This is a genomic window from Achromobacter sp. RW408, assembly GCF_003184165.1.
GTDB classification, from domain to species: Bacteria; Pseudomonadota; Gammaproteobacteria; order Burkholderiales; family Burkholderiaceae_B; genus Achromobacter; species Achromobacter xylosoxidans.
In genome coordinates this window covers 657,743-675,927 of the sequence record NZ_QHHO01000047.1, presented here as the reverse complement: position 1 = coordinate 675,927, position 18,185 = coordinate 657,743, and the positions used below count along the sequence as shown (strand labels likewise).

16 protein-coding genes are annotated in these 18,185 nt (G+C 59.8%); 9 read left to right on the top strand and 7 right to left on the bottom strand.

The features are described from left to right. From DK459_RS19245 to DK459_RS19230, 4 genes are all read left to right on the top strand, one after another. Positions 1-2,262, top strand: a complete 2,262-nt coding sequence (locus tag DK459_RS19245) for a Z1 domain-containing protein (protein WP_070542894.1) — start codon at positions 1-3, stop codon at positions 2,260-2,262. A 1-nt stretch (position 2,263) separates the two neighbouring features. After that, positions 2,264-3,250: a PD-(D/E)XK motif protein gene (locus DK459_RS19240; protein ID WP_158288280.1), complete on the top strand. Its 987-nt coding sequence runs from the start codon at positions 2,264-2,266 to the stop codon at positions 3,248-3,250. Positions 3,251-3,414: 164 nt separating this feature from the next. After that, positions 3,415-4,434, top strand: a complete 1,020-nt coding sequence (locus DK459_RS19235; protein ID WP_233256830.1) for a hypothetical protein — start codon at positions 3,415-3,417, stop codon at positions 4,432-4,434. Between the two features lie 43 nt (positions 4,435-4,477). Continuing rightward, positions 4,478-5,641: a helix-turn-helix domain-containing protein gene (locus DK459_RS19230; RefSeq protein ID WP_083301439.1), complete on the top strand. Its 1,164-nt coding sequence runs from the start codon at positions 4,478-4,480 to the stop codon at positions 5,639-5,641. Between the two features lie 233 nt (positions 5,642-5,874). Here the strand turns inward: DK459_RS19230 and DK459_RS19225 are convergent, their stop codons facing one another. From DK459_RS19225 to DK459_RS19210, 5 genes are all read right to left on the bottom strand, one after another. After that, on the bottom strand, positions 5,875-7,026 hold the full coding sequence (locus DK459_RS19225) for a phage/plasmid replication protein, II/X family (protein WP_083301438.1): 1,152 nt from the start codon (positions 7,024-7,026) through the stop codon (positions 5,875-5,877). Between the two features lie 120 nt (positions 7,027-7,146). Then, on the bottom strand, positions 7,147-7,380 hold the full coding sequence (locus tag DK459_RS31205) for an AlpA family transcriptional regulator (protein ID WP_083301437.1): 234 nt from the start codon (positions 7,378-7,380) through the stop codon (positions 7,147-7,149). Between the two features lie 150 nt (positions 7,381-7,530). Next, positions 7,531-8,316, bottom strand: coding sequence for a transcriptional regulator domain-containing protein (locus tag DK459_RS30455; RefSeq protein WP_146221907.1), 786 nt, complete (start codon positions 8,314-8,316; stop codon positions 7,531-7,533). A gap of 139 nt (positions 8,317-8,455) precedes the next feature. Continuing rightward, the gene (locus DK459_RS19215; protein WP_070542884.1) at positions 8,456-9,655 is read right to left on the bottom strand and encodes a site-specific integrase; all 1,200 of its coding nucleotides are present in this window, start codon (positions 9,653-9,655) and stop codon (positions 8,456-8,458) included. Between the two features lie 259 nt (positions 9,656-9,914). Continuing rightward, on the bottom strand, positions 9,915-10,772 hold the full coding sequence (locus tag DK459_RS19210) for a LysR family transcriptional regulator (protein WP_070542880.1): 858 nt from the start codon (positions 10,770-10,772) through the stop codon (positions 9,915-9,917). Positions 10,773-10,855: 83 nt separating this feature from the next. Here DK459_RS19210 and DK459_RS19205 point away from each other — a divergent pair, with 83 nt between their 5' ends. The 3 genes from DK459_RS19205 (at position 10,856) to DK459_RS19195 (ending at position 13,128) form a co-directional block, all read left to right on the top strand. Continuing rightward, positions 10,856-11,236, top strand: coding sequence for a tautomerase family protein (locus DK459_RS19205; RefSeq protein WP_026382496.1), 381 nt, complete (start codon positions 10,856-10,858; stop codon positions 11,234-11,236). A gap of 313 nt (positions 11,237-11,549) precedes the next feature. Beyond that, positions 11,550-12,308, top strand: coding sequence for a putative nucleotide-diphospho-sugar transferase (locus DK459_RS19200; RefSeq protein WP_233256829.1), 759 nt, complete (start codon positions 11,550-11,552; stop codon positions 12,306-12,308). Positions 12,309-12,477: 169 nt separating this feature from the next. Further along, complete coding sequence (locus DK459_RS19195; RefSeq protein WP_006388669.1) at positions 12,478-13,128, top strand: DsbA family oxidoreductase; 651 nt, start codon at positions 12,478-12,480, stop codon at positions 13,126-13,128. A 48-nt stretch (positions 13,129-13,176) separates the two neighbouring features. Here the strand turns inward: DK459_RS19195 and DK459_RS19190 are convergent, their stop codons facing one another. Both DK459_RS19190 and DK459_RS19185 read right to left on the bottom strand, forming a co-directional pair. Further along, positions 13,177-14,448 carry a hypothetical protein gene (locus DK459_RS19190; RefSeq protein ID WP_006388670.1) on the bottom strand — a complete coding sequence of 424 codons (1,272 nt, stop codon included), beginning with the start codon at positions 14,446-14,448 and terminating at the stop codon, positions 13,177-13,179. 17 nt (positions 14,449-14,465) lie between these two features. Beyond that, on the bottom strand, positions 14,466-15,458 hold the full coding sequence (locus DK459_RS19185; RefSeq protein ID WP_006388671.1) for a tripartite tricarboxylate transporter substrate binding protein: 993 nt from the start codon (positions 15,456-15,458) through the stop codon (positions 14,466-14,468). Between the two features lie 142 nt (positions 15,459-15,600). Here DK459_RS19185 and DK459_RS19180 point away from each other — a divergent pair, with 142 nt between their 5' ends. Both DK459_RS19180 and DK459_RS19175 read left to right on the top strand, forming a co-directional pair. After that, positions 15,601-16,503 carry a LysR substrate-binding domain-containing protein gene (locus DK459_RS19180; protein WP_006388672.1) on the top strand — a complete coding sequence of 301 codons (903 nt, stop codon included), beginning with the start codon at positions 15,601-15,603 and terminating at the stop codon, positions 16,501-16,503. A gap of 145 nt (positions 16,504-16,648) precedes the next feature. Continuing rightward, the gene (locus DK459_RS19175; protein ID WP_006388673.1) at positions 16,649-18,127 is read left to right on the top strand and encodes a glutamate-cysteine ligase family protein; all 1,479 of its coding nucleotides are present in this window, start codon (positions 16,649-16,651) and stop codon (positions 18,125-18,127) included. The last annotated feature ends 58 nt before the right edge of the window (positions 18,128-18,185 follow it).

Sequence of the window (18,185 nt, the reverse complement as noted above, 5' to 3'; positions counted from 1 at the left end):
ATGAACATCGTCGTCGAACGCCTTGGTGGTGGCAGTCTAGATACCCGCTGGACTCCGAAAGTTGGGCCTTTCACTCAAGAATTCATCGAGCGCAAGCTGAAGCAGCGTAGCGCTCCGGACCCCGATGCCATGGAGCGCGTCGTGACCGAGGCGGCAACCATTCTTGGACGCTGCGTTCCCCCGACCGAGCCGGCCGGCCAGGATGCAGGACTTGTCGTCGGTTACGTTCAATCCGGTAAGACTTTGTCATTCACCACCGTCACGGCGCTGGCGAGGGACAATAGCTACGGCGTGGTCATCCTGTTGGCTGGCACGGCCGTGGCGCTCAAGGGACAATCCGAGGATCGGCTTACGATCGATCTGGGTATGAGCGAAATCCAGCATGACTGGCGCAAGTTCGAGAACCCCGATATCAAGGCCGGCCATGCGGCCGATATCGAGAAGGTTCTTCGCACTTGGAGTGGCAGCCGTGGCGGTGCCCCTGGAACAGCAAAACGCTCTGTCCTGATCACGGTACTCAAGCATCACAAGCGTCTCGAGAACCTGCGTGAGGTCCTTGAACGCGTGGACCTAACCGGTATCCCGGTCCTTATCATCGATGATGAGAGCGATCAGGCCGGTCTCAATGCCAAAGCGGGGAAGAATCTGAAGACCGGCTCAAAAGAGTTGAGTTCGACGTACCAGCGGATACTCGAGCTCAAGGCCGTCATCCCTCATCACACCTATCTGCAGTACACGGCAACCCCGCAAGCGAACCTCCTGATTGCCGTCGCTGATGTCCTAAGTCCGTCGTTTGCTGAACTGGTGTCACCTGGTGCCGGCTATGTCGGTGGCAGCGACTTCTTCAGTGAAGAAAAGCCGCTTTGCTTCGAGATTCCTCTCCAAGAGGTACCTACGGTGCAGAATCCGCTGACCGAGGCACCGCAGACCCTCCAGCAGGCTCTACAACTCTTCATCTTGGGAGCGGCTCATCACAGCGTGACCCGGGGTAAAGGCAATCGTTCGATGATGGTTCACCCATCTCAGCGTACAGCGCCGCACACCGACTATAAGGAATGGCTGGATGGGCTGCTTGAGCACTGGCGAGATTTCCTGGAGCAACCCAAAGGCAGCGCTGTGCGCAAGGAACTCGAGCGCAGTCTTCGTGAGAATTATGACGAATTGCTGAGGACGTTCCCGGCGCTTGAACCCTTCGATACGCTTGTGGACGCGCTGCCGGAAGTTTTCAGCGAACTTAAGGTCGTGAAGGTGAATTCGAACGCCGATGGTCAGAAAGCAGTCAAGTGGAACGACTGGCCGTACTGGATTTTGGTCGGTGGCCAGAAGTTAGATCGGGGCTTTACAGTTGAAGGTCTGACCATCAGCTACATGCCGCGCACCGCCTCAACGAACGCCGATACTTTGCAGCAGCGCGCCCGGTTCTTTGGATACAAAAGGTCCTATGAGGGCCTATGTCGTGTCTTTCTTCTCGACGACGTCATCGATGCATTCGAGAGTTACGTTGAGTCTGAGGAGTTCGTGCGGAAAGCGCTTGCCGCGCATCGAGGCAAGCCACTTCAGGAATGGAAGCGCGACTTCATTCTAAATCGTGCGCTGAGTCCCACAAGAAAGGCTGTCATTGGTCGAAGTGTTGTACCTGTGGAAATGGATGAAGGGTGGGTTGTGCCCGGCTCGCTGTATTTCGATGCCGATGCAGTTCTTCACAACCGCGGGCTGTTCGAACGCAAGGCTGCCAGTTGGAAGCAGACATATGGCGCTGTCGATGCGGCGCAACGGCCTGAGTTCAAAGACGTGCGTCGTGACTCGAGTCGCAACATTTTGATTGAAGGTGTGCCCATCGACGAGGTTCTCGACTTTTTGCTCAACACGCATCTCCGTAGCCTTGACGATTCGACCGATATCACTGCCGCCGCAATTTCCCTGGTTAAACATCGGGATGATGCTGAGGTGCCGCCACTTGTGGATGTCATCTTGGTAGGTGGTCTCAGCACGGTCGGTCTCACCGGCCGGAGCCTGACCGCAGCGGGGAAAATCAATAACCTTTTCGTCGGCGAGAGTCCTAAAGGCGCTACATCCATCGACCAGCTCAACTATGTTGGTGATCGCGCACTTTTTACCCCAGGCCGTGTAACGCTGCATCTGCGCTACCTTGTATTCAAGCAGGATGCTCGCGTCGACTCGAGCGTTGCAAATTGCGTGCCATGGTTCTCTATCCATCTCCCTGAGTCCGTCGCGAAAGACTGCGTCATCGAAGAACTCTGAAATGCGCAGCAAGCTCTATGACGCCTATCGTGACGCGGCATCTACTAAGCGTGGGGATGATGGGGCGCTGCCGGCATCCGTAGCACCTGGCCGCGAGCACGACTACATCGCCTTGGGGCAGCAGTTGCAACCGGTTCTGCTACTGTCCTGTGCTTCATCTGTTGGCCTCAAGCGTCCGCCAATCAGCTTGCAGCATTTGACCGTCGAGTTTGGGATTCGCTTTCGCGTGCGTGCCCCTACCGGAGTCGTGGAGGATGATTTCGTAGTGATCTCCCTTCGGGGGGACGACGTCGGACTTGCCGAAGCGTTCTGCCTAGCAGCAGACGCTCTTCTCGCGGCGTTGCCTGATACACCCTCGGCTTCGGATATTGAGAAGGTTGTCCGTGAGTTTGTCGAGGTTCTGAGTGTGCTGTCACTTCCATCGACACGTGCCGTCGCAGGCCTGTGGGCAGAACTTTGGCTAATGTCAGTTGCAGTCGATCCACAGGCTGCGGTCGCGGCATGGCATAACGACCCCACGGACCGATTTGATTTCTCTTTTCCCGGGCATTTGGTTGAGGTTAAGGCCACAGAGCGAGAAGAGCGCAGTCACGACTTCTCTTATGAGCAACTGCGTAGCGCCGGGATGCCTATTCTCGTAGCGTCACTGAGGCTTCGGCGTGCTCAGAGGGGTAAGTCCATTGCCGACCTTGTCTCGGCGCTGCAAAATGAACTGAGCGTCGAACTTCGGACTAAGCTTGTTAGAAATGTGTTCGGTGCGATCGGAAATTCCGTTTCCGAAGCATCGGAAATTCGTTTTGACGAGGTATTTGCCAATGCCAATCTTCGGGTGCTACCTGCTGACAGAGTGCCGGTGGTGGTAATCCCAGACGGAAGTCCCATCTCTGCAGTTCGATTTCGGGTAAACCTCGACGACTCGTCTCTGACGTCTGCCATGTTGAGGCCAGCGATTCATTTGGCGCTCGTGGCACCTGGCGAAAAATGGTAAAGCGTTAACTGTCCATAACCCGCTCTTTTCATATATGTGTAGGTATGTGATGACTGTTCAGTAATCCGTGGGGCGGCAATATGAGCGCTAAAAGCACAAGAGCCAGGGAGGGTACGGTGAGCAGTGCATTCGCGGTAGTGACCGACATCGCGGAAATTGCTCGGTTGAACAAAGAACTGGGAAGACGCCTTTCGACGTCTTTCAAGGTTCGGCGAACCCGAGAAATCACGTACCCTGCAGGGCACCAGACTGGGACGGTTTACTTCGAGTCCTGCAGGGGGGCTTCCGTGCGAGCGTGGTCGCCCGATAGCAAACCCGACAAGCTCATTAACTTCCTGCTTGCTGGAGACCCAACTGCGTCTACCTGGATGCAGATACATGTACAGTTGAACTTTCCTGGCCACACATATAACCGCCGTATGGCCGGTGCATTTGTAACTGACGCGAACGGCGACGTCCTCGTGGCTCATCGAGGCAAACTAACTAAGGGAAAGGCGGGACTTCCAAAGGCGAAGGTCTTCAGAGAGTTCGCGTCGCGCACAGTCGAGGCGGACGATAGGAATCTAACTTCGAAAGTTATTCTGATTTCAGCACTGGACGATCCCGACCTGGCCAACCGGCTTTGGCAATTTGCTGTGGAGGCACGAGAGGTCGCGACGCGCATTGCCTCCGAGGAGGGGCACAACGATGCAGACGACGCGTCAACTAGTCGCGGGTGTGAGCCAAGCGGCGGAAGAAAGCCGGGTTCCCGGTCGGAGGACCCGATGCTGAGGCTTCGAGACTACTTTGATGAATACGCTGGCGAAGGAAGTTCCAAGGGACATGGTGGGGGAAAGCGCACTGTGGAGCATGGAGATGTTGTTAAAGCTTTAGAGCTTCAACTGCGTAGTGGTGGCAAGAGTCAGAAAGCTCAGGCCATTGACCTAGCTATCGTAGCTGCGAAGGTTGACCTCTTTGAAGTGAAGACTTCAGCTCGAACTACCGATGTGTACACAGGTGTTGGCCAATTGCTCATTCACGGCGAGTGCATTCGAGAGTTGCTTGAGTTGCCTGTGCGCCGCCACTTGGTTCTACCAGCGCTTCCACGCGCTAATCACGGGAAGCATGTCACCAAGAAGGGGGGTATCAACATCGTGACCTATAAGAAGAATGGAGTTGGCTACACATTTACAGGTCTAGTGTGACGCTGACAACCCCATTGAGCAACCTAAGCAACTTTCAGAAGCAATGAGCCTGCCACGCGACCTTTCAATAGCCAGTGAAGAGGACATCCAAGCCCTCGTGACCGCGCGTATAGCGGAGGGGACTTACTTGGAGTTCAAGCGAGATCTCCCTCGGCCCGATGCAGGTGGCCGGCACGAATTTCTGGCTGATGTATCAGCCTTCGCGAATAGCAGTGGAGGCGATCTAATTTACGGCATTAACGAGGACGGTGAGGGTCGAGCTAATGCTGTTGTTGCGCAGTTTGGAAATGCGGACGAAGAGGCCCGACGACTCCAGGACATATTGCTTAACGGGGTTGAGCCCAGGATGCCTGGTCTTCAAGTGCAAGCAGTCGCTGTGGCAGGCGGCTTCGTGGTCATCGTGCGAGCGCCGCAAAGCTGGGCAGGACCTCATCGGGTAAAGTCGAATCAGCACTTCTTCATTCGAGAGAACGGTCGCAAGCGACAGCTTGATGTGCCGGAGATCCGTGCCCTCTTTCTGCGGTCGGAGAATCAAGCGCAGCGCGTACGAGATTTCCGGACCGAGCGCCTTGGCAAGTTGATGTCTGGCGAAGGGCCACATCGCCTCGCTCCCGGGGCGCTACTGATCGGCCATTTTGTGCCTACGCAAGCCGCTTTGGGAATCGTTCAGATCGACCCCATTCCGTACATGCAACAGCGGGCGTTGCCTGTACTGAGCGCTACTGTGCCGCTTTCGCGAGTCAATGCGGATGGAGCACTCGCCGTGCGGAATCCCCGCCCAGAGGGGACTCACGGCTACTCGCAGTTGTTTCGTAATGGGTACTTTGAGACCGTGAAAGTTTATCCCTACGGGGAAGCGGCACGAGTGGGCCTTGGCAGCTTGGCCTACGAAGAACAGTTCATCGCAGTCCTGCGATTACTTCGAAATGAGTACGTTCATCTCGGTATCGGCACAGAGATGACGTGCATGGTCTCTCTTCTGGATGCTGATCATGTCGAGCTTGGCCTCGACCGGCACCGCTACATGTTGGACGAGCATCAAGGCTTCTTCGATCGTAAGGCGCTTGTTTTGCCTGATGTGCTGTTGCCCGCAGATCTTAGTGCTGAGCAAGCGCTCAAGCCAGTTTTCGACCTGGTCTGGCAGTCGGCTGGCTTGGAGCGGTCGGCGAACTACAACATTGCGGGCGACTGGGCCCCGGCGCCTTGACAGCGCAAGATTAAATTCCAGTATAGCTTCGCTATAGTTGGGCAAATGAGCACCACCCGCTAAAGCTAGACACTTCTATGCGACTGCAGGTCATGTGGGAAAAGGCTGGGTAGTGGATGCAAGTCCCCCGGAGCCAGATTTGAGCCAAAAGCGTCGTTATTGAGGCGCACCGGCGCCCTCTAAGCAGATAATTCGCGACTATTGACCGTTTTGTCAGCGAATGGCAAGTCGGTCTAGCGCGCTAGATCTGCCAGGATTGTCTGCAAAATTAGATCATCGCTGGCGTTGCATGTCAGGCGAGTCTTGTGCGGCGTGCTGCGTTTCGATCTTGAGTTTTTCCTCTTCACGTCGAGCTTAGGAACTCTACCTTCGGCTAACAGCCATTCGGGTGGGGTGGCGATGCGTTCTGAAGAAGACAGTAAGTCTCCTAGCTGAAGCGCTTCTGCAACCGCGTTGGGTACATTGAGATCGATTCCAAGTGTTCGAAATTTCGATACATGTTTCCGAATAGTCCTTGCTGTGTAGTGCTCGCGGAGTGGCACCCCGTGTTTGTATAGTGAGTAAAACCGACGTTCTGCCAAAGACAATCCCCCCAGTTCTTCTACTCTGATGGGCCCCCATGCGACGTTAAAGATGGGGAGTCGTTCAAAATACTTTCTAAACACTTCACGCGGTGTACCAGGATTCCAGCCGGATAGGGCAGTGAGTTGCAACTGCTCCAATTCTGGCTTACGTAGTCGAAGTTCAATACGGACAATGCCATCGGCTTCGTCCACTATCCGATCGAAGAATTCATTCCTCGTTCGCATTCGATCTTGTTTCGCCTTCAACTGCAGTCCTTTGGCGTAACAAATGACTTGGTAATTTCTTCCAGAGCAAGGGTTCCAATAGGCACTGGTCGGATAAACAAAAACGGACTTTTGTTGAGCCACGAATTGCAGCCCAAGTTGTTGAAGAACATCTGCAGCCTCCTTGTTGTTCTGGAATCGAAGGTTCATGAAGAGATCTACTCGATCGATTGACACTGTCTCCAGTGCAGTCGTTTCAATGCTGTCGGCTAATCTCGCGTCTCGGCTCATACGGCGCAACATTCTTTTGCATGCTGCATGGATGCTCGCTCCCGAATACAGGTTCTGCCCAAAGACGTAACCATTGGGAGATCCCTCGATTTCGAGTTCATTGGCTGTGGGGTTGTGCCAGGCTTTCAGAGTGTGTGCGCCGTCCCTGCCTTTCAAAGAGATGGAGTGGCTCCGACCGTGGATGATTTCGCCATCGGAGGTTCTCAATTGCTGGTACGAGGTGGGAAGGTTCGGACCTGTATAGGGCGTTCTGAGAGCTATGGTATCTATTCCGACGTCGGTGGCGCGGGGGATGTCAATCTTCATGGCAATGCTCACCCTGTCTCTATCGCTGTAGAGGAATATATATGTATGTAGATGCTGTAGTTACCAGTCGATCACGACGGTAACTGCTGTGGAAGTTCTTGTGCCGCTAATACTTCTGGGTTATTGGGTGCGTGCGGAAATTCGCGCCAGCATCCATTCATCGATTTCGGAAGAGATCCAACGGACAGCTTTTGTGCCTACAGCGACAGGCTTCGGGAAGTGACCCTCAGCGATTGCGTGGTAGATGGAGGATCGGCTCAAGCCGGTCAACTCTTCGACTGTTTGTCTACGCAAAAACTTCCCACGAGGTGAGGACGCGGATTGGGAGGTAGAGAGGGAACTGCAGGATTTCATCAAGTTTCTCCAATTGCGCAGCATTGCTGCTGGTCGCTCTTGAAGCTCTTCCCAAGTCCTCTGCGTGAGTCCAAAATTTTCAGTGAAAAGCACATCCCCGGGGGCATGCAATCGATCCGGAATCCGATCCCCAGGTATGGAATAAGTGCTTTAGATTCTATCCCTCTTGTGTTTTTTCGTGGGCAGATGCTTCGCGTTGATTAGGCCGAAGTAGCCTTGGGCAGTCATTCGTTTCGCCGCAGGGATTCTAGGCTTCAACAGTTCTACGAGTTCGCTGTTCTCTTGATGATGTCGTCGCTTCCCATCCTGATAGATGTTCAGGTAGATATCTGCTCTCTTCCATTTTTTTGATTTATTCAGATCAAGCAGCCGCAGTAGACGCAAGAGGTCTACGGTTGTTCTTGCTGTATCTCGGCTTGAACTCAGTGTTTTACCTTGGGCTACAGCGAAATCGTTTAAGTGCTTTTCAATGGACTCGCTCACGCTTCTCAATTGAGTTGTCAATGCTTTCTTACTGGTAAGAGCTGGAAGCAATTCAAGTCTTACTACCGCTTGCCCATGATGAAGTTTGACGTTCAGATTTGTGGTGTGGCGTTTCCCGTCAAGGCGAATTTCCATTCTCGCTGGATTGAAGGAGGGACACTGGTTGCCATTGCCATACGCGTCTTTCCAATCCTTAAATTTTCGTAGGCCAAATTCCCGAGCTATTTTTACCTGAGCCTCTTTTCTTTCTGGTTCCGATGGCGGGAGTAGGGAGCACGCTTTTTGGAAAGCAGTGTTTCGCCGTAGAAATTCCCAGGCCCAACGCTCGCCATTCCAATTCTCGTAGTCCTGGTAGCTGAGGATGTCTGTGCCATCGGGAGGCAGATCCTGCTGTGAGGGGGAGGCTAGCCAGTTATCAATACGTTCTTTTTTTGTGACTGATTTTTCTTCCATTTTTTTAAATGAGGTTCTTGATTAGGAAAGCACGGTCTCATGCCAAATGGCGTAAGTGGCTGCTACAACGTTCAGTCTCAAATTAGGACGTTGTGCCACCAACTACGAACGTGGTGGATGGAATTTTATGCAATTGTCCTCATTGATCAGCAAGGAAGTTGGCCCAGTCCTCCATCATTCGCCGGCGTTTCAGGAAAAGATCACCGCGAGCGTACGCCGCCTCTGACTTGTCCTTGATCGTATGAGCGAGCGCGGCTTCGGCGATTTCCCGTGCGTGATGCGTGACTTCCCCTACCCAGTCCCGAAAGGTGGAGCGGAATCCATGCGCAGTGATATCGCCGCGGTTCATCCGTTTCAGCAGTTGGAGGAACGCCATATTTGAAAGAGGGCGCCCCACCTTCTGCCCAACGAACACATAGTCATCGCCGGCCGCATGCTCCGTCCACGCTTCATGTAGAAGCTCAAGTGCAGCTTTGGACAGAGGTACGCGATGCTCTTTGCCCGCTTTCATGCGCTCCGCAGGGATTGTCCAGGTGCCAGCCGACAGATCGATTTCCTTCCATTGAGCCCCAATCGTTTCGTTGGTGCGGGTAGCGGTCAGGATGAGGAAGGCCAAAGCCTTTTGCGAGTTGCTGGATTGGGCGCGCAGCGTTTGAAAGAACGCAGGGGCATCCTTGTACGGCAATGCGGGATGATGTTTAACGCGTTGCACTTTGGATCGCTTGGGCAGCAGATGATCCAGGTGTCCCTTCCAGCGTGCGGGATTCTCGCCAGTCCGATAGCCGCGAACGGTCGCCCAGTCCAGGATGGATTCGATCCGGCCGCGTACCCGCGTGGCGGTTTCTGTCTTCGTCTGCCAGATTGGCTCAAGTACCTTGAGCACGAGCGGGGTATCGACAAGGGAGACAGTTGCCGCGCCGAAGACCGGGCTCGCGTATGTCCTCAGAGTGTTTGTCCACTGATCAGCATGTTTGGCATTCCGCCAGCCCGCCTGGTGGGCCGCGATATATGCGTCGGCGCATTGATCGAACGTGATCGACTTGGCCGCAGAGAGCTTTTCCGCTATCTTGGCGGCGCTCTTGGCCTCCAGGGGATCGATTCCCTCAAGCAGTTGCTGGCGGCAGGCGAGAGCCTTGGAGCGGGCCTCGGCAAGGCTGATCGTATGAAGAGGCCCCAGGCCCATCCCCCGAGCGCGTCCATTGCGCATATAGCGCAACAGCCAGGACTTCACGCCAGCCGCTGTAATCTGCAAATAGAGGCCGCCGCCATCGCTGTACAGCCCCGGCTTTTCCAGTCGGGCTACCCCAATGGCCGTTAGCCTGTTGATTGATCGCGCCATTTTTCAACTCACAAATTGACTATCAAAATTGTAGCGGATTTGATCGGAATTTATTGGAATCTGGCGGACAATATTTTCTATAAGAATGTTGTTTTTAAAGGGAAATTTAGTATTTTTTGGACTGTCCTGGAACTAATGTTGGCGGCCCCTCTGTCCGCCAAGATTTCCCCAAGCCTTGCCCGGCCTTGCCGGCAATGTCACAAACCCGCATGAACATTGGTTCTGCGGGTTTTTTGTTGCCCGCTGTTGTTTGCCTGCCTCAGTTTCGCGCCACGCTGCGAAAGGCGGCCGAGAGCGCGGCAAGCGCGTCGCGCGCCCGGCTGTCCCTGACTCTGGTATGAAGCAGAATGGGCAGGCGCGGCAATTCCGGCAACCCCAGCCTGGGGCCGACGTCGACCGCCCCGAACGGCACCATGCGCGCGGAGAGCGCGGCAACGCCGAGCCCGGCCATCACGGCGGCCGCGACCGCCATCACGCCGCCGCCCACGAATACTCCCGTCCAGGGTATGCCTGCCTCGTCGAGCAGCTGTCCAGCCATGGCGCGCACGCCGCAAGGTTCGGCCATCGTGGCCAGCGGCAGGGGCGTTCCCGCGCGATGTTGCCAGCCCGGCATGGCGAACCAGCCAAACTTCTCTTCGGCGAGGAGGTCTCCATCGCCGCGGCCCGCGTGGAAGCGGACGATCACCGTGTCGAGTTCCCTGCGGTCGAAACTCTGAAGCAGCTCCGCTGACGATCCGATCCGGATTTCGATCAGCAGTTGCGGGTCCTGCGCGTTCATGCGGGCAATCAAGGCGGGCAGTTCCGGGCCGGCGACATGGTCGCTGATGCCGATGGCGAGACGCCGCCGCGTTTGCGCGACAACCGAGACCGCCCGGTCATGGGCCTGCATGAGTTCGCGCGCATGTTCGAGAAAGGTCGCGCCCTGTGCAGAAAGTTCCACGCTGCGAGGCGTGCGTTCGACAAGCCTGAATCCCAGCCTGTCTTCGAGCCGCTTGAGCCGCAGGCTGACCGCCGCCTGCGTGGTCTGCAAGGCTTCGGCGGCGCGGGTGAAACTCCCGAGTTCCGCAATGCGGATGAAGGCTCGGACGGCTTCCAGGTCGAGGGCGCGCTCAGTCATTTCAATAATTTATCGTTGAAATAAAGATCCATACGTTATCAGAATAGATAACATGAAGGCTGACAACCATGGAGGAATCCACGATGCCGCTCGCTCATATCTCGTTGCGTACCGGAAAGACGGAGGCTTACAGGCAGGCGATCTTCGATGGCGTTTATCGCGCGATGCGCGAGACATTCGATGTTCCCGAAGACGACCAGTTCATGTTCCTGACCGAGCACGAGGCCGCGAACTTTCGCTACGGTGCGACTTACCTCGATGTCGCCCGCAGCGACGATCTCGTGTTCATTCAGATCACGGCGAACAACACGCGCGGCGTGGAGCAGAAGAAGGCGTTGTTCCAGCGGATCGCGGCATTGCTCGGCGACAATCCAGGCATCCGGTCCGAGGACGTGTTCGTCAGTCTCGTCGAGGTCGTGAAAGAAAACTGGTCGCTGGGACGCGGCCTGGCGCAGTACGCCTGATCTGGCCCGCGACAGGCCGTAATCTGGAAAGCCAGTTGAAAGTTGTGTTGACCCGGTGGCCGGGTTTCCCAGGGAAGTCCGCAGGGCGCGTGTTTCAGCATGGCGCTTTGCATTTCGACTGATTGCAAATACATGGACGCCAAATGCGGCGATTCATACACTCCGCCTGCGCGTCATCCCGCGCCCGCTTGCGCGGCCCGGCAAACGCGCCACGCGGCGGCGGGATGCCGCGTTGTGCGAGCCTGCCGCCGCGCTGTCGATCCGACGCTGCCGGTACGCCCGCTTTACCTCATCTTGAAAAGCGTGGCGCAGCATGTTCGATTGGTTTCGACGCAAGTGGTTCGGGTGGTCCGCGGAGCAGACGCGCGTGGTGCCGAGCTTTCCGCGGGATACGGGAGCGCCGGACCGGCGTGGCGGTGACGCCACCGGCGTGGTGGTCGCGTTCTTCACGCGCGACAGCATCTACGAGACGGAAAAGAACCGTCTGCTGCGATCGGCGCAAAGATTGGGACTGGCCGTCGACGCCGAGCCGATCGAATCCACCGGGTCCTGGGTGCGCAATGCGTCCATGAAGCCGTCGGTGCTGGTTGCCATGCGCCGCAAGCACGCGGGCCCCATGTTGTACGTCGACGTGGACGCGGTGTTTCATCGCGACCCATGGCCGGCGCTGGCCGCGCTGGACTGCGATATCGCCGCCTACTACGAGCCGCAGGGGCATCTGCTGAGCGGCACGCTGTTCATCAACCATACGCCGGCCGCCACCGCGTTGTTGCAAGCCTGGGCGCAGGCTTGCGCGGAGAATCCGGATGAATGGGATCAATTGGTGCTCGAGCGGCTGCTCGACAGCGACGCCGCCCGCGCCGAGCCGCGCTATCGGCTGGCGCGGCTGCCCGTTGCCTATTGCTGGATCTTCGACAAGACCGACAATGCGCCGTGCGACGAGATCTACGTCGAGCATCTGCAGGCCAGCCGGGAAGCCACGCAACGCAAGCGCGTGTTCGGCAGGCCGGTCCGCGCGGTCAGGCGCCGGCGGGACCGGGTGCGCGCGATCGAGCGGATCCTGTTCGAATGAAGGGGCGCGTCAGGCCACGGCATAGATGATGTGGTCCAGCAAGCATTCAACCTGCCTGTCTGCCTGGCGCCGGCAGCCGGATTTGCCCTGAATCCCTGGCAGGCCCAGGGCTTTTGCATGGCGGCGCGCGGCAATGTTCTACGCTAATCGCCTGTTCCCGGAGATTGCCATGCCCAAGATCACTATCGATTTCGTGTCCGATGTTGCCTGCCCCTGGTGCGCGGTGGGCCTGGGCGGCCTGCTGGCCGCGATGGAGCGGGTGGCGGGCGAGGCCGACGTCGAACTGCATTTCCGGCCGTTCGAACTCAATCCCGACATGCCCAAGGGCGGGCAGAACACCATCGAACGGCTGATGGCGAAATACGGCTACAGCCGCGAGCAGGTGCAGGCCAATCGCAAGGTGATCAGCGAACGCGCGGCAGCCGTCGGCATGCGCATGCGCATGGAGGATGACAACCGCTCGTTCAATACCTTCGATGCCCATCGCCTGTTGCATTGGGCCGGATTGCAGGGCCAGGCCGGCCAGACCGCGCTGAAGAAGCGTCTGCTGGAGGTCTATCACTACGAGAACCACGACACCAGCGATGCCCAGGTGCTGGCGCGGGCCGCGGCCGACGCGGGACTGGATGAAGCGCAGGCGCGCGAGGTGCTGGCGTCCGGGCGCTATGCCGACGAGGTGCGCAAGGAAGAGGCCGACTGGCGCGACCGGGGCATCACGTCCGTGCCGTCGGTGATCCTCAACGGCAAGTACCTGGTGTCCGGCGGCCAGCCGGCCGACGTGTTCGAACAGGCGCTGCGCCAGGTGGCGCGCGAGGGCTGAGGCGGCGCCCTCGCGGGCAGCCCGGCCGCCGCATTCCGTCGATCGCCTTCAAGCCCGCACGATCGGGCCCACGTCCAGCACGTACATCTGCCGCTCGCCTTCGTGCACGGAATCGATGCAGACCTGGGTGCCGTCGCGGCTCCAGCGCGGATGCAGGTCGCAGCGGTTTTCCTTGGACAGCGCGGGATCGGCGTAGAAGCTGCCGAGATCGTGGCGTTGTCCCGTGCGCATGTCGTACAGGAACAGGATGCGTTCGTGCGTGACGGGATCGGGATAGGTGTCGCTCAGCAGCCAGCGGGTGTCCACCGGCGAAAAAGTCATGTGGCCGTTCTCGGTGAGGATGCCGTCGCCGACCACTTGCACCTGGCCGCCGTCGGCATCCTCGTACAGGTGGTAGTGGATGCTGCCGGCGTGCGGCCCCCACACGATGATCGAGCGGTCGTCGCGCCACAGCGGGTGCGAGATCTGGTATTCCGACTTCTCGTAGTCGAAGGTGCCGACCGCGTTCGGATCGAAGTCGGCGGCCAGCTGCGGCAAGGGGTGGTCGGAGCATTCCAGCAGGCGCATGTCGCTGCCGTCCGGATTCATCGTGATGAGGCGGTGCAGGAAGCAGGTTTCGTCCTCGACCCGTTCGGTCCAGCGATGCAGGAACAGGATGCGGGTCGATGACGGGTTGACCTCGATGTGGCTGACCCAGTGGATGGCGCGCTCCATCGAGGCGCGCGGGTGGAAGTTGCGCAGTTCGGCATAGCTGACCAGCAGGCGGTGGTCGCCGCTGTCCAGGTCCAGGGCGTGGATGCCGTCGTCCGCCGGGGCGTTGGCCACCGGGCCCGGCGCGTGTTCGCTGTAGCCGATGGTCTGGTGCGTGATGTAAAGCCGCCTGTAGTCCACGCACAGCGCGTAGCGGCTGTTGGGCGCCGCGACGTAGATCGGCAGCGGCAGGTAGTGGGTTTCGCCGGTGGCGAGATCGTGCACCGCCGAGCGCAGGCCGGGATAGAAACCGCTTTCGTCGTCGCGGCGGCAGTTGTAGATCAGCTGCGGTTCGGCCTTGCCGTCCAGCCATTGCAGTTGGCAGCCCATCTGCCAGTTCCAGGCGGTGGTGGCGCCGACGGCGTGGTAGCGTCCGCCGTCGCGCAGGTCGAAGTAGCCCACTTCGGCCTGCAGTTGCGGGGTGAGCACGGCATCCTTGAACGCGGTGCGATTGGCCAGCAGATAGCGGCCGTCACGGTGCCAGACGGTCTTGTTGTAGTAGCCGAAGAAATGGTGATGCGGCGCGGCGCCCAGGCGGCGGCAGGCGATGGGTGTGGTCATGCGAGTCATGGGTCAGGAAAAGAAGTTCAACCGGCGCTGATGTGTTCGGCCTCGATGACCTTGTTCCAGCGGGCGCGTTCGCGTTCGACGAAGGCGCGCGCCTCGGCCGGGGTGTTGCCCACCGGGGTCATGCCCAGGCGTTCGAGCCCGGCGCGGAACGCGGGGTCGGCGTAGACGCGGCGCAGGTCGGCGCTGATCTTCTCGATCAGCGCGTCGGGCACGTCCTTGCCGGCGGCCAGCGTGGTCCAGGAGGTGACCGTCAGGCCTGGCAGGCCGGCCTCGGCGGCGGTGGGAACGTCGGGCAGCGCGGCCGAACGCGTGGCGCCGGTGATGGCCAGCGCCTTGAGCTTGCCGGACTGGATGTAGCCGATGGTGGTGGGCACGTTCTCGAACAGCAGCTGGATCTGGCCGCCGAGCAGGTCGTTGAGGGCGGCCGAGCTGCCGCGGTACGGTATGTGTACGATCGGGGCCTGGGAGGCGGTCTTGTAGAGTTCGCCTACCATGTGTACCGAAGAGCCCACGCCGGCCGAGCCGAAGTGCAGCGTTTCCGGCTTGGCCTTGGCCTGCGCGGTAAGCTCGGCAAGGGTGGTGGCCTCCAGCGCTGGATTGGCTACCACGACGTGCGGCATCTCGGCGACGATGGTGATGAGCTTCAGGTCGTCGGCGGGGCGGTAGTTCAAGGTCTTGTAGACGCCATAGGTGGCGTGCAGGCCGATGGAGCCGAGCAGCAGGGTGTAGCCATCGGGCCCGGAATCGGCCACGTATTTGCCGCCGATATGGCCGCCGGCGCCGGGCCGGTTCTCGACCACGACGGACTGGCCATAGAGCTTGCCCAGGTGTTCGGCGAGCAGGCGCCCCTGGATGTCCGAACTGCCGCCGGCCGTGAACGGTACGATGATCCGTAACGGTCGGTCGGGATAATTGGCTTGGGCCTGCACGGTGAACGGCAGGGCCGCGCCGGCGAGGGTCAGGCAAAGGGCTTGCAGGACGCGGCGGCGCCAGGGACGGCATGAAGACATGGTAATTCCCCACAGCAGTTGGATTTCAAGAGGGGCGCGAGTGACCACACCCTGGGAGCCACGAGTGTAGGAGTGGCGAGAGTATTTGAAAAAATTCTTTTTTCGGCATAGGCTATGCAGGTTTGCAATACCCTGTGACGCCATGAGCCGACCGCTGAATTTCCGTCAGATCGAAGCCTTCCACGCGGTAATGCTGGCCGGCACCACCACGGGTGCCGCGCAGATGCTGCGCACCACCCAGCCGTCGATCAGCCGCCTGCTGGCGCAGGCGCAGCAGGCCAGCGGCCTGAAGCTGTTCGACATGGAGCGTGGCCGCCTGCGTCCGACACGCGAGGCCAAGGACCTGTTCGACACCGTCAAGCGGCACTTCGTGGGCCTGGAGCGCATCGAGGACCGCGTGGCAGCCATGCGCCGCAGCGGCAGCGGCGTGCTGCGGCTGGCCTGCACGCCGGCGCTGGGCCTGGGCATGCTGCCGGGCGCGGTCGAGGAATTCGCGCAGCGCTATCCCGACGTGCACATCAACATGCAGACCGTTGGCAGCCAGTACCTGCGCGAAGGCCTGCTGCATGGCACCTACGACGTGGTGGTGACGACGGTGCCGCTGGACGGCGCGCACCTGGCGCTGCACAGCCTGCACGAGAGCGCGGCGGTCTGCGTGATGCGGCCCGACCATCCGTTGGCCGCGCTGCCCGCCATCGGCATCGCCGACCTGAACGAGCGCCGGTTGCTGGTGTTGAACGCGGACGACGACGTCTACCTGCAGCTGCGCGGCGCCATGCTGGCGCACCAGGTGCAGCCGGTGTCCGAAATCGAGACCACCTATTCCTCGACGATCTGCGCGCTGGCCGCTGCCGGCACCGGCCTGGGCATCGTCAATCCGTACATTGCCGACGTGTTCGCGCAGCAACTGGCGATAAGGCCGTTCACGCCGAGCCTGCCGGTGCGCGTCTGCATGGCTTATCCCGCGCAGACGGCGCCGTCGGTGGTGACGGAAGCGTTTGTCGACATCCTGACACGCCGGTTCGCGGGTATGCCGCAGCGCTAATGAAGCGCTCGGCCCGACCACCGAGGAACGCCGGGGTGGTTGCTGTCACTCAACTTGCTGTACGCCGTGTGTGGAAGGACAAGGAGACCGTTTTGAGGAGTGCTGCCATCCCCTGCAATCGTGCCCGCCCTGCCGGAGCTGGGCGATGACGCCGCGAGCGGGACAGACGCTGGGACTGGAAATGGAGATGGTGGTGGCGCGCAGGGAGAGCGGCACCAGCCATCCCGTGGTGGGCTACTTCGATGCGCTGGCGGCCATCAAGACCGCGCGCGGCGAGGCGCCAGACCTGGTGCGCATCGACGGGAAAACCGTCGGCGTATCGGTGGCGGCCGGCGAAAGCGGCCTGGACAACGGCTTCAACCTGCTGGAGACCGCGCTCGCGCCGGTGTCCGAGGAAGAGGGGGGGCTGGCCGAACTGGCGCGGCGTGTGGGACGCGAACTGGCGGATGCGAGCGCCGCCTTGCACGGCGAGGATGCGGTGATCTTGAACGCGTCCGAACATCCGCAGTGCACACTGGACCCCGCCTGGTATGCGTCGGTGCATGTGCCACGACCGATCTATCGCGAACTGGTCGGGCATCGGGAATGGCTGCACCGTGTGGGCATCGACGCCAAGGCGCAGAACAGCCCGTGCACGTCGGTGGACGTGTCGCAGGCGGCGCGCGCGCTGAACGTGGTACTGGCGTTGGCGCCAGCCAGCATCGCGATCTTCGCCAACAGCCCGCTGGAAAACGGTCGCGTCACCGGCCTGAAGGAAAACCGGCTGACCGTGTGGGACCGCATGTTCCGCCATTCGCGCTTTGCCGGCGATCATTATCTGCAGCGTCTGCCCGAGCGTCCGTTCGTGGATCTGGGCGATTATTTCCGCTGGATGTTCGCGCCGGGCACCGTCAGCCGGTGCCTGCCGCTGGCGGTTGACGAAGGCTACAAATCGGCCGCGGGTGTCTACTTGCGTGGTTCGCCGTCGCTTTCGGCGTTCCTGGCGTCCGAAGGCTGGAGCGGCCTGCGCACGGATACTGGTGAGGTGGTGACCATCACGCCGCAAGGCAGCCACTTCGAGTATTCGCAGTTCGCGCATTTCCTGGATGCGCGTTGGCGCTACCGACTGGCGGCGCCACCGACGCTGGATGCGTTGCGGAGCGCCTGGCGGCAGCCTGGCGGCATCGAGGATTTGTTCGCGCGCCTGGGCGCCAGCGGCTATATCGAAGGCCGCGCGCCGGGCGCGGGCTTTGCCGATGGGCAGTTGCTGCAGGAGGCCGGCCCCGCGGTGGCGGCGACGCTGGTGATGGCGCCGTCCGCGCTGCAACTGGGCCTGATGCGCAATCTGTCGCAGGCCGAAGACCTGTTGCGGGCGTGGGGGTGGTTGCGGTTGAGGGCGATGCGCGCCGACGCAATACGCGACGCGCTCCATGATCCTGCGGTGCGCGCGCTTGCCGATGAGGTGCTGGCGGTGGCCGCGGGCGGCCTGGCGCCGGCCGAACGCGATTGGTTGGCGTATGCGCGATACGCCATCGACACGCGCAGCACCGGTGCCGACAGGCTGCTGCAACTGTGGCGGCAGCACGGCGATGATTCCGATCGGCTGGCCGCGATCTGCCGCGCCCGGGCTCTCGTCCAGCTGTGAGCGGGAGCAGCAGGCAACGGGGCGGACCCCGGTCAGGCTCGTCGGCCTCCGCGGCCCA

What these genes read in the sequence shown, in the direction of transcription:
- DK459_RS19175 (WP_006388673.1), top strand. Translation starts at nt 16,649, where the DNA reads ATGACGCCGCGAGCGGGACAGACGCTGGGACTGGAAATGGAGATGGTG.
- DK459_RS19215 (WP_070542884.1), bottom strand. Translation starts at nt 9,655, where the DNA reads ATGGCGCGATCAATCAACAGGCTAACGGCCATTGGGGTAGCCCGACTG.
- DK459_RS19190 (WP_006388670.1), bottom strand. Translation starts at nt 14,448, where the DNA reads ATGACTCGCATGACCACACCCATCGCCTGCCGCCGCCTGGGCGCCGCG.
- DK459_RS19210 (WP_070542880.1), bottom strand. Translation starts at nt 10,772, where the DNA reads ATGACTGAGCGCGCCCTCGACCTGGAAGCCGTCCGAGCCTTCATCCGC.
- DK459_RS30455 (WP_146221907.1), bottom strand. Translation starts at nt 8,316, where the DNA reads ATGGAAGAAAAATCAGTCACAAAAAAAGAACGTATTGATAACTGGCTA.
- DK459_RS19195 (WP_006388669.1), top strand. Translation starts at nt 12,478, where the DNA reads ATGCCCAAGATCACTATCGATTTCGTGTCCGATGTTGCCTGCCCCTGG.
- DK459_RS19230 (WP_083301439.1), top strand. Translation starts at nt 4,478, where the DNA reads ATGAGCCTGCCACGCGACCTTTCAATAGCCAGTGAAGAGGACATCCAA.
- DK459_RS19245 (WP_070542894.1), top strand. Translation starts at nt 1, where the DNA reads ATGAACATCGTCGTCGAACGCCTTGGTGGTGGCAGTCTAGATACCCGC.
- DK459_RS19225 (WP_083301438.1), bottom strand. Translation starts at nt 7,026, where the DNA reads ATGAAGATTGACATCCCCCGCGCCACCGACGTCGGAATAGATACCATA.
- DK459_RS19200 (WP_233256829.1), top strand. Translation starts at nt 11,550, where the DNA reads ATGTTCGATTGGTTTCGACGCAAGTGGTTCGGGTGGTCCGCGGAGCAG.
- DK459_RS19185 (WP_006388671.1), bottom strand. Translation starts at nt 15,458, where the DNA reads ATGTCTTCATGCCGTCCCTGGCGCCGCCGCGTCCTGCAAGCCCTTTGC.
- DK459_RS19240 (WP_158288280.1), top strand. Translation starts at nt 2,264, where the DNA reads ATGCGCAGCAAGCTCTATGACGCCTATCGTGACGCGGCATCTACTAAG.
- DK459_RS19180 (WP_006388672.1), top strand. Translation starts at nt 15,601, where the DNA reads ATGAGCCGACCGCTGAATTTCCGTCAGATCGAAGCCTTCCACGCGGTA.
- DK459_RS19205 (WP_026382496.1), top strand. Translation starts at nt 10,856, where the DNA reads ATGCCGCTCGCTCATATCTCGTTGCGTACCGGAAAGACGGAGGCTTAC.
- DK459_RS31205 (WP_083301437.1), bottom strand. Translation starts at nt 7,380, where the DNA reads ATGAAATCCTGCAGTTCCCTCTCTACCTCCCAATCCGCGTCCTCACCT.